Source organism: Magnetospirillum moscoviense (genome assembly GCF_001650635.1).
GTDB lineage: Bacteria > Pseudomonadota > Alphaproteobacteria > Rhodospirillales > Magnetospirillaceae > Magnetospirillum > Magnetospirillum moscoviense.
Genome location: NZ_LWQU01000153.1, coordinates 18,639 through 27,891 on the forward strand (window position 1 = coordinate 18,639; position 9,253 = coordinate 27,891).

11 protein-coding genes are annotated in these 9,253 nt (G+C 66.0%); all 11 read left to right on the top strand.

From position 1 onward, the window contains the following. Positions 1-115: 115 nt before the first annotated feature. The 11 genes from erpA (at position 116) to A6A05_RS13900 (ending at position 9,172) form a co-directional block, all read left to right on the top strand. Positions 116-445 carry an iron-sulfur cluster insertion protein ErpA gene (erpA, locus tag A6A05_RS13850; RefSeq protein WP_068502298.1) on the top strand — a complete coding sequence of 110 codons (330 nt, stop codon included), beginning with the start codon at positions 116-118 and terminating at the stop codon, positions 443-445. A 173-nt stretch (positions 446-618) separates the two neighbouring features. Continuing rightward, positions 619-1,413: a segregation and condensation protein A gene (locus tag A6A05_RS13855; RefSeq protein WP_068502335.1), complete on the top strand. Its 795-nt coding sequence runs from the start codon at positions 619-621 to the stop codon at positions 1,411-1,413. Beyond that, positions 1,410-2,069: an SMC-Scp complex subunit ScpB gene (gene scpB / locus A6A05_RS13860; protein ID WP_068502301.1), complete on the top strand. Its 660-nt coding sequence runs from the start codon at positions 1,410-1,412 to the stop codon at positions 2,067-2,069. The genes A6A05_RS13855 and scpB overlap by 4 nt, the downstream gene beginning before the upstream one ends. Positions 2,070-2,161: 92 nt before the next feature. Then, a complete protein-coding gene (locus A6A05_RS13865; RefSeq protein WP_216635803.1) occupies positions 2,162-3,832 on the top strand; it encodes an ABC transporter permease in 1,671 nt (556 codons plus the stop codon). Beyond that, entirely contained in the window at positions 3,829-4,896 is a 1,068-nt protein-coding gene (locus tag A6A05_RS13870; RefSeq protein ID WP_068502304.1) for an ABC transporter ATP-binding protein, read from the top strand. Before A6A05_RS13865 ends, A6A05_RS13870 begins: the two co-directional genes overlap by 4 nt. A gap of 81 nt (positions 4,897-4,977) precedes the next feature. Further along, positions 4,978-5,217 carry a twin-arginine translocase TatA/TatE family subunit gene (locus A6A05_RS13875; protein WP_068502309.1) on the top strand — a complete coding sequence of 80 codons (240 nt, stop codon included), beginning with the start codon at positions 4,978-4,980 and terminating at the stop codon, positions 5,215-5,217. Positions 5,218-5,262: 45 nt separating this feature from the next. Further along, positions 5,263-5,637 carry a Sec-independent protein translocase protein TatB gene (tatB, locus tag A6A05_RS13880; RefSeq protein ID WP_068502311.1) on the top strand — a complete coding sequence of 125 codons (375 nt, stop codon included), beginning with the start codon at positions 5,263-5,265 and terminating at the stop codon, positions 5,635-5,637. Next, the gene (tatC, locus tag A6A05_RS13885; RefSeq protein WP_342670025.1) at positions 5,634-6,455 is read left to right on the top strand and encodes a twin-arginine translocase subunit TatC; all 822 of its coding nucleotides are present in this window, start codon (positions 5,634-5,636) and stop codon (positions 6,453-6,455) included. The genes tatB and tatC overlap by 4 nt, the downstream gene beginning before the upstream one ends. Positions 6,456-6,476: 21 nt before the next feature. Continuing rightward, positions 6,477-7,739, top strand: a complete 1,263-nt coding sequence (gene serS, locus A6A05_RS13890; protein ID WP_068502321.1) for a serine--tRNA ligase — start codon at positions 6,477-6,479, stop codon at positions 7,737-7,739. A gap of 4 nt (positions 7,740-7,743) precedes the next feature. Beyond that, positions 7,744-8,523, top strand: coding sequence for a 5'/3'-nucleotidase SurE (gene surE, locus A6A05_RS13895; protein WP_068502324.1), 780 nt, complete (start codon positions 7,744-7,746; stop codon positions 8,521-8,523). A 13-nt stretch (positions 8,524-8,536) separates the two neighbouring features. After that, on the top strand, positions 8,537-9,172 hold the full coding sequence (locus tag A6A05_RS13900) for a protein-L-isoaspartate(D-aspartate) O-methyltransferase (protein WP_068502344.1): 636 nt from the start codon (positions 8,537-8,539) through the stop codon (positions 9,170-9,172). Positions 9,173-9,253: the final 81 nt, after the last annotated feature.

Below are 9,253 nucleotides of genomic sequence, written 5' to 3' on the forward strand. Positions count from 1 at the left end.
GCCTGAGGGGCGATCCAACAAGGCGACAACCGGTTGGACTTTACGGGGCGCATGCCCATTTGGTAGTTTTGGAACAATTCCGCATTCCGACACCGAATTCGAGGTCCGAAAATCCATGTCCAACGTGTCCCTGACCATCAGCGCCGCCGAGCGCGTCCAGTCCCTGATCGCCATCGAAGGCAAGCCCAACCTGATGCTGCGTCTGGCGGTGTCGGGCGGTGGCTGCTCGGGCTTCCAGTACGGCATCACCCTTGACGACAAGGTCAACGACGACGACGTCGTCTCGGAACAGCATGGTGTCAAGCTGGTGGTCGACGAGACCTCGATGAGCTTCCTGGACGGCACCGAACTGGATTTCGTCGAAGACATGATGGGCGCCAGCTTCCAGTTCCGTAATCCCAACGCCACCTCGACCTGCGGCTGCGGCTCCAGCTTCTCGGCTTAGTGCGCGAAGCGCGGGTTTTGCGCGAAGCGCGGCCCGTGCCGGGCGGCTCAGACGCCGCTCGGGCTTAATTCACAAAGGGCGGGTTCCGGGTGACCGGAGCCCGCCCTGGCTTTTTGTAAATCAATCATGTTATGGTGTTGCCGCTTACGGGTGGCACAACATATAGCGTGATCATGCAAGGCGACGTTTTCCAGGCCGACGAACACGGGCCGGCCGAGCAGCCGGGCGAACGGCTGCTGCTGGATCTTGATGGATTCGAGGGGCCGCTGGACGTTCTGCTGGCCCTGGCGCGCGAGCAGAAGGTCGATCTCGCCAAGCTGTCGATCCTGAAGCTGGCCGATCAATATCTGGAATTCGTCGCCCGCGTCCGCCAGCATCATCTGGACCTGGCCGCCGAATATCTGGTGATGGCGGCGTGGCTGGCCTATCTGAAATCGCGCCTGTTGCTGCCCGAACCCGAGCCCGAACCCGGCGAGCAGCCGACCGCCGCCGAGATGGCGGAAATCCTGGCCTTCCGCCTGCGCCGCCTTGAGGCCATGCAAAGTGCCGGCACGGCCTTGATGGTGCGGCCGCAACTGGGCCGGCACTTCTTCGCCCGCGGCGAACCTGAAGGAATCGTGGTGGTCACCCGCTCGCTGTACGACGTGCAATTGTTCGACCTGCTGAAGGCCTATGCCGACCATGTGGTGCGGACCTCGGTGCGCACGCTGCATATCGAGGCCCCCGATCTTTATTCGGTCGAGGACGCCCTGCGGCGGCTGGAACGCATGCTGGGTCGCATGCCCGACTGGTCGGTGCTGTCGTCCTATCTGCCGGCCATCCTGGGCGATCCGCTGAAGATGAAGTCGGCCATCGCCTCGACCTTCATCGCCGCCCTGGAACTGGCCAAGCAGGGCAGGGTGCAATTGCGCCAGGATGGCGGACCCTATTCGCCGATCTACATCAAGGCCGGCGGGGTGGCGGCATGACCGATCCCGATCACATCCGCCTGGTCGAGGCCTTGCTGTTCGCCAGCCACCAGCCGTTGGACGAGCGGACCCTGGCCGACAATCTGCCTCCCGGTACCGATGTCGCCGCCATATTGGTTGATTTGCAGCAAGATTATGCAAGTCGCGGCGTCAATCTGGTGTGTCGGGGCGGAAAATGGGCGTTTCGCACCGCAGACGATCTGGCCGGCCGCCTGGCGGTCGAGCAGGTCCAGGCCCGCCGCCTGTCGCGCGCCGCCATCGAGGTGTTGGCAATCATCGCCTACAACCAGCCGATCACCCGCGCCGAGATCGAAGAGGTGCGCGGCGTCGCCCTGTCCAAGGGCACGCTGGACCTGTTGTTCGAGGCCGGCTGGATCAGGCCGCGCGGCCGGCGCCGTTCGCCCGGCAAGCCGCTTTTGTGGGGGACCTCGGATGGCTTCTTGGATCAGTTCGGTCTGGAAAGCCTGGACGATCTGCCGTCCTTGAAGGAACTGAAGGCCGCCGGCCTGCTCGATGCCCGCCCGGCCGCCGACGCCTATGGCAATCGCGCCGTCGATGGCCTGATCCCGGTCGATACCGACGAGGACGAAGTCGAGCCGGAACTCGACCTGCTGGACGGCGAGGACGACGACGAGGTGTTGGGCCTGGCGGAGTAGGGAAAATCCCCCCTTGCCAATTGCGAGTGATTGGCAATATCCTTGCCAAGCCCGCATGATCCGTGGGGGTATCTTCCTGCTTCGACGGACCGATGGCCGATCTCGACCTTGCCGAAACCTTCCATGATCCCGTTGCGCCGATGCCGACCGCGCCGGCCCGGCGCTTTTCCGGCTGGAGTGCTGCGTCGCTGGTGATCGCTGGCCTGGTCGGCGCGCCGGTTCTGGTGGTGGCCGGGCATCTGTTCGCCCCCTCGGGCGAGGTGTGGTCCCATCTGGCCGCCACGGTGCTGGCCGATTATATCGTCAATTCCCTGTGGCTGATGGTCGGCGTCGGCGCCGGGGTGACCTTTGGCGGCGTCGGTGTCGCCTGGCTGGTGACCATGTGCCGCTTCCCCGGCTCGCGCATGCTGGAATGGGCGCTGCTGCTGCCGATGGCCATGCCGGCCTATGTGGTGGCCTACACCTATACCGGCCTGTTGGATTATGCCGGTCCGGTGCAGTCAGGATTGCGGGCCTTGTTCGGCTGGTCGTCGGCCCGCGACTATTGGTTCCCCGAGGTTCGCTCGCTGGGCGGCGCCATCTGGGTGATGACCATGGTGCTGTACCCCTATGTCTACATGCTGGCGCGCGCCGCTTTCCTGGAACAGTCGGTCTGCGTGCTGGAAGCCAGCCGCACCCTGGGGCGCAGTCCGTGGCGCGCTTTCCGCGAGGTGGCGCTGCCGCTGGCGCGGCCGGCCATCGCCGCCGGGGTGGCGCTGGCCCTGATGGAAACCCTGAACGATTTCGGCACCGTTCATTATTTCGCCGTCGATACCTTCACCACCGGCATCTACCGCACCTGGCTGGGCCTGGGCCAGCCGGCGGTAGCCGCGCAATTGGGGGCGGTCTTGATGGTGTTCGTGCTGGGGCTGGTGCTGGTCGAGCGGATGTCGCGCGGCGCCGGGCGCACCCACCACACCACCAGCCGCTGGCGCACGCTGCCGCGCTTTCGCCTGACCGGCCCGCGCGCCCTGGCCGCGCAAGTCTTCTGCTGCGCACCGCTGCTGCTGGGGTTCCTGGTTCCGGCCGCCACCCTGGCGATCTGGTCATGGGAGGTCGGGGCCGACCAATTGTTCGCCGCCGATTTCGCCGGCCTGGTGGCCAACAGCTTCATCCTGGCCGCCGTCGCGGCGGGGGCGGCGGTGCTGGTGGCGGTGGTGCTGGGCTATGCCCAGCGCCTTGATCCGTCGGGCCTGAACCTTGGCGCGGTGCGCCTGGCCAGCCTGGGTTATGCCGTGCCGGGATCGGTGATCGCGGTGGGAACCCTGGTGGCGCTGGGCTTTGTCAACAAGGTTGTCGGGGTGATGCTGATCGGCAGCGTCGCCGCCCTGGTCTATGCCTATCTGGTTCGCTTCCTGGCGGTGTCGTTCAACGCGGTCGAGGCCTCGCTGGGCAAGGTCACCGCCTCGATCGAGGCGGCGTCGCGCACCCTGGGCAAGGGGCCTTTCGCCACCTTGTGGCGGGTCCATGTGCCGATCATCCGGGGCTCGCTGCTGTCGGCGGCGCTGCTGGTGTTCGTCGACGTCATGAAGGAATTGCCGGCCACCTTGATCATGCGCCCGTTCAATTTCGACACGCTGGCGGTTCGGGCCTTCTCGCTGGCCTCGGACGAACGCCTGGCCGATGCGGCGGCGCCGGCCTTGGCCATCGTGCTGGTCGGCCTGGTGCCGGTCATCGGTTTAAGCCGGGCCATCGCCCGCTCGCGCCCCGGAGGAGGAGAATGACCGAAGCACCCGCCGAGACCTGCCCGGCCGGTCTGTATCTCGATGCCATCTCGCATTCCTATGGCGCGCGGCCGGTGGTGCAAGGGGTCACCTTGGCGGTGCCGCCCGGCCAGTTGGTCTGCCTGCTGGGGCCGTCGGGCTGCGGCAAGACCACGACGCTCAGGATCGCCGCCGGGCTGGAGCGGCCATCCCGGGGCCGGGTGCTGCTGAATTGCCAGACGGTGTCGGGTGACGGGCTGCACCTGCCGCCCGAGGCCCGCAATGTCGGCTTCCTGTTCCAGGATTACGCCCTGTTCCCCCATCTGAACGTCGCCGCCAATGTCGCTTTCGGCCTGGACAAGATGGCCCGCGCCGACCGTGCCCAGCGGGTGGTCGAGATGCTGCGTCAGGTCGGCATGGAGGCCTATGCCGAGGCCTGGCCGCACCAATTGTCGGGCGGCCAGCAGCAGCGGGTCGCCCTGGCCCGCGCCCTGGCGCCCCGGCCGCGCCTGATGCTGCTGGACGAGCCGTTTTCCGGCCTGGATAAGCGCCTGCGCGATCAGGTCCGCGACGAGACCCTGCATGTGCTGAAATCGTCGGGGGTATCGACCCTGATGGTGACCCACGACCCGGAAGAGGCGATGTTCATGGCCGATTCCATCGCGCTGATGAAGGATGGACGGGTGGTCCAGATGGGCTCGCCCGAGGAACTGTACCTGAACCCGGAGACGCCGTTCGTCGCCTCGTTCTTCGGCGAGGTCAACCTGATCCCGGTGACGGTCCGGAACGGAAGCGTCGATACGCCCTTTGGCCCGGTGGCGGCGCCCGATCTGGGCGAGGGCGCCCCGGCCGAGTTGCTGATCCGCCCCGAAGGTCTGACTCTGGTCCCCGACAGCGCCGGTATTGCCGAGGTGCTGGCGTCTCGCATGCTGGGCCGGGTGTCGCTGATCCACCTGATGGCCGGCGGGCTGCACCTGCATGCCCGCGTGCCCGGTCATTTCATGCCGGCCGAAGGCACCAGGCTGACGGTCCGCCTGGATCTCAGCCAGGCCCACGTCTACGCCGCCGAGCCGGGAAATTCTTAAGGGGGCGGTTGCTCTTGGTCCGCTCATCTGCGATGATCCGCGCCCACACCTTTTTCACCCTTGGCCTGGGAGATACGTTTCATGGGTAGCTTCAGCATCTGGCACTGGCTGATCGTGCTGGTCATCGTGCTGCTGCTGTTCGGCGCGGGCAAAATTCCGAAGCTGATGGGCGACATGGCGAAGGGCGTCAAGGCCTTCAAGAAGGGCTTGAACGAGGACGAGGACGGTGCCGCGACGCCGGCCGCGCCCGCTGCCGGCTCGCCGCAGATCGACGGACAGGCCCAGCCGAAGCCGGCCGAAAAGGAACCGGCCAAGCACTAGCTCCGGCGTCACGCCGGGCTTGTCGCCGCTGGGGGACCATCGCGCATGTTCGATGTCGGTTGGGATGAGATGGCTTTGGTGGCCGTGGTGGCGTTGATCGTCATCGGCCCAAAAGACTTGCCCGCCGTCTTGCGGCAAATGGGCATGTGGACCCGCAAGGCCCGCGAATTGGCCGGCGAGTTCCAGCGCGGCGTCGATGACATGGTGCGTGAGACCGAAATCTCGGACTTGAAGGCTCAGGTCGAGAAGGCCACCGATCCCAACGCGCTTCGCCGCGAAATCGAGAAGACCATCGACCCCACCGGCGACATCGCCAAAAGCCTGGAAGCGCCCAGCGTGGCGTCGCTTGACGCCAGCCCCGCCCAGCCCGAGCCCACGGCCGCGCCGGTCGAACCCCCGTCAAGGCCGCCAGCGCCGTGAGCACCGATGACAAGACCATGCCCCTGCTCGAACATCTGGTCGAGCTGCGCCGCCGGCTGTTGTGGTCGGCGCTGGCCTTCATCGTCACCTTCGCGGTCTGTTTCTATTTCTCGGCACATACCTATGCCTTCCTGATGGACCCTTACGCCTCGGTGGCGTTGGCCAAGGGTGGCATGCGCCGGCTGATCTATACCGCGCCGACGGAAGCCTTCTTCACCTATGTCAAGGTGTCGGCCTTCACGGCGGCGGTGATCTGCTTCCCGGTGTGGGCCGGCCAATTGTGGGCCTTCGTGGCGCCCGGCCTTTACAAGAACGAGCGCCAGGCCTTCCTGCCGTTCCTGTTCGCCACCCCGGTGTTGTTCGCCATGGGCGCGGCCTTGGTGTACTTCCTGGTCCTGCCCATGCTGTACACCTATCTGCTGGGCTTCGAGAATCTGGTGCCCCAGGCCGACGAACTGCCGATCCAGTTGGAAGCCAAGGTCAGCGAATCGCTGTCCCTGATCATGACCCTGATCTTCGCCTTCGGCCTGGCCTTCCAGATGCCGGTGCTGCTGACCCTGCTGGCCCGGGTCGGTCTGGTCACCGCCGCTGGACTGAAGGAAAAGCGCCGCTTCGCCATCGTCGGCGTGTTCGTCTTCGCCGCCGTGGTGACCCCTCCGGACGTGGTCAGCCAATTGTCGCTGGCCATCCCCATGGTCATCTTGTACGAGGCCTCGATCATTTCGGCCCGGATGGCCGAGAAGAAGCGGGCCAAGGAAGACGAGTCCGACGAGGCCGAGGAAGACGACCCCCCGCCGGAAACCGATTTCAACGGCTGACCCCCTTGTGGATGGGACACGATGCACGATCTGAAGGCGATTCGCGATAATGGGGCGGCGTTCGATGCCGGCCTGGCCCGCCGGGGCCTGGAAGGCCGCAGCACGCACATTCTTCATCTCGATTCCGAACGCCGCCAGGCCCAGACGCGGCTGCAGGAGATGCAGGCCCGGCGCAACGAGGCCTCGAAGCAGATCGGCCTGTTGAAGAAGCAGGGCCAGGACGCCTCGGGCGTGATGGCCGACATCGCCCAGCTTAAGGATGACGTTACGCTTCTTGAGGCTCAGGACAAGTCGCTGGGCGAGGAAATCGACGCCCTTTTGGCGGCACTGCCCAATCTACCCGCTGCCGATGTGCCCGATGGTCCCGATGAGGACCACAATGTCGAGATCCGGCGCTGGGGCACGCCGGCCAGCTTCGATTTCAAGCCGCTGGAACATGATGCCATCGGCGAGAAGCTGGGGCTGATGGATTTCGACGGTGCCGCCAAGCTGTCGGGGGCGCGATTCGTGGTGCTGAAAGGGGCGTTGGCCCGGCTGGAACGCGCGCTGTCGTCGTTCATGCTGGACGTCCAGACCGGCGAGCACGGCTATACCGAGATGAGCCCGCCGACCCTGGTCAAGGATTCCGCCCTGTTCGGCACCGGCCAGTTGCCCAAGTTCGGCGACGATTTGTTCAAGACCTCGACCGGCCATTGGCTGATCCCCACCGCCGAGGTGCCGTTGACCAATCTGGTCGCCGACCAGATCCTGGACGAGGCCCAGTTGCCGATCCGCATGACTGCGCTGACCCCGTGCTATCGCTCGGAAGCCGGCGCCGCCGGCAAGGACACCCGCGGCATGATCCGCCAGCATCAGTTCTGGAAGGTCGAGATGGTGTCGATCGCCCATCCCGACCAGTCGGACGCCGAGCACCTGCGCATGACCCAATGCGCCGAGACCATCCTGCAGCGCCTGGGTCTGCCCTATCGCACCATCGTCTTGTGCACCGGCGACATGGGCTTTTCCACCCAGAAGACCTATGACATCGAAGTGTGGCTGCCGGGACAGAACCGCTATCGCGAAATCTCGTCCTGCTCGAATTGCGGCGACTTCCAGGCCCGGCGCATGAAGGCCCGCTTCCGTTCGGACAAGGGCAACCGCTTCGTCCATACCCTGAACGGCTCGGGCTTGGCGGTCGGCCGGACTTTGGTGGCGGTGTTGGAAAACTACCAGCAGGCCGACGGTCGCGTGCGGGTGCCAGATTGCTTGCGGCCCTATATGGGCGGCCTCGAGATCATCGGCTGACGCCATGCCCCCAATCGCCGACCTCGCCAACGCCCGTATCCTGATTTCCAACGATGACGGCATCCAGGCGCCGGGCATCAAGGTGCTGGAAAAGATCGCCCGCGCCATTTCCAAGGATGTGTGGGTGGTCGCCCCCGAGACCGAGCAATCGGCCGCCGGCCATTCGCTGACCATCCGCCGCCCGCTGCGCGTGCGTCGGGTGTCGCGGCGGCGTTTCGCCGTCGATGGCACCCCGACCGACGCCGTCCTGCTGGGCATCAACCATGTGTTGAAGGGCAGGAAGCCCGATTTGATGCTGTCGGGCGTCAATCGCGGCGCTAATCTGGGCGACGACGTCACCTATTCCGGCACGGTGGCGGCGGCGATGGAAGCGACCATCCTGGGGGTTCCGTCCATCGCCTTCTCGCAATTCTTCCATCCCGGCCATCCGCCGCGTTGGTCCACCGCCGAGCATTGGGGACCGGAAATCATCCGCCGGGTCGCGGCCATCGGCTGGGATGCGGGCGTGCTGATCAACGTCAACTTCCCCGACGTGCCGCACGCCCATGTCGGCGGTATCGAGGTGACCTGCCAGGGCAAGCGCAAGATCGGCGACGAATTGGTGGAACGGGCCGACCCGCGCGGCGAATCCTATATCTGGATCGGCGCCCAGCGGGCCGAGGAGACCTCGGTTCCCGGTACCGACATCGAGGCGGTGCTGCGCGGCGCCGTGTCGGTCACCCCCTTATGCGTCGATTTGACCCACCGCCAGACCATGCGCGCGCTGGCGCAGGGCCTGGCCTGAAGGAATGCGCCCGATGGCCGTGGCCGAACCCCGGGTCATCCGTCTGTTGATGGAACTGCGCGGGCAGGGCATCAGCGACACCCGCACCCTGGCCGCCATCGAGAAGGTGCCGCGCGACCGTTTCGTCGCCGAGCCGTTCCTGGACCAGGCCTACGAGAACCACGCGCTGCCCATCGCTTGCAGCCAGACCATCAGCCAGCCTTTGGTGGTGGCGCTGATGACCCAGGCGCTGGACGTCACCGACCGCATGAAGGTCCTGGAAGTCGGTACCGGCTCGGGCTATCAGGCGGCGGTGCTGGCCCAGCTGTGCCGCCGGGTCTATACCATCGAGCGCCACAAGCCGCTGCTGCTCGAGGCCGAGGCCCGCTTTCGCGCACTACGCATCCACAACATCACCGCCAAGGTGGGTGACGGCGCCCGCGGCTGGCCGGAACAGGCCCCGTTCGAGCGTATCATCGTCACCGCCGCCGCCCACGACATCCCGCCCTTGCTGGTCGAGCAGCTGGCCATCGGCGGCATCATGGTGCTGCCGCTGGGCGACACCGATCAGGATCTGGTCAAGGTCACCCGGACCGCCGACGGTATCGACATCCAGCATCTGGGCGCCGTCCGCTTCGTGCCGCTGGTCGAAGGCGTGCCGGGGGGCTGACCCTCATAGGCGTTAACATAGCGCACACACTTGGCGTTTTCGCTTTCTTGGGGTGTCGGCGAGGCGTACAGCGAGGCTGGT

Bases quoted from the DNA above. Each gene is read 5' to 3' on its own strand.
- erpA (WP_068502298.1), top strand. From the start codon at position 116: ATGTCCAACGTGTCCCTGACCATCAGCGCCGCCGAGCGCGTCCAGTCC.
- scpB (WP_068502301.1), top strand. From the start codon at position 1,410: ATGACCGATCCCGATCACATCCGCCTGGTCGAGGCCTTGCTGTTCGCC.
- A6A05_RS13870 (WP_068502304.1), top strand. From the start codon at position 3,829: ATGACCGAAGCACCCGCCGAGACCTGCCCGGCCGGTCTGTATCTCGAT.
- tatB (WP_068502311.1), top strand. From the start codon at position 5,263: ATGTTCGATGTCGGTTGGGATGAGATGGCTTTGGTGGCCGTGGTGGCG.
- A6A05_RS13865 (WP_216635803.1), top strand. From the start codon at position 2,162: ATGGCCGATCTCGACCTTGCCGAAACCTTCCATGATCCCGTTGCGCCG.
- A6A05_RS13900 (WP_068502344.1), top strand. From the start codon at position 8,537: ATGGCCGTGGCCGAACCCCGGGTCATCCGTCTGTTGATGGAACTGCGC.
- A6A05_RS13855 (WP_068502335.1), top strand. From the start codon at position 619: ATGCAAGGCGACGTTTTCCAGGCCGACGAACACGGGCCGGCCGAGCAG.
- A6A05_RS13875 (WP_068502309.1), top strand. From the start codon at position 4,978: ATGGGTAGCTTCAGCATCTGGCACTGGCTGATCGTGCTGGTCATCGTG.
- surE (WP_068502324.1), top strand. From the start codon at position 7,744: ATGCCCCCAATCGCCGACCTCGCCAACGCCCGTATCCTGATTTCCAAC.
- serS (WP_068502321.1), top strand. From the start codon at position 6,477: ATGCACGATCTGAAGGCGATTCGCGATAATGGGGCGGCGTTCGATGCC.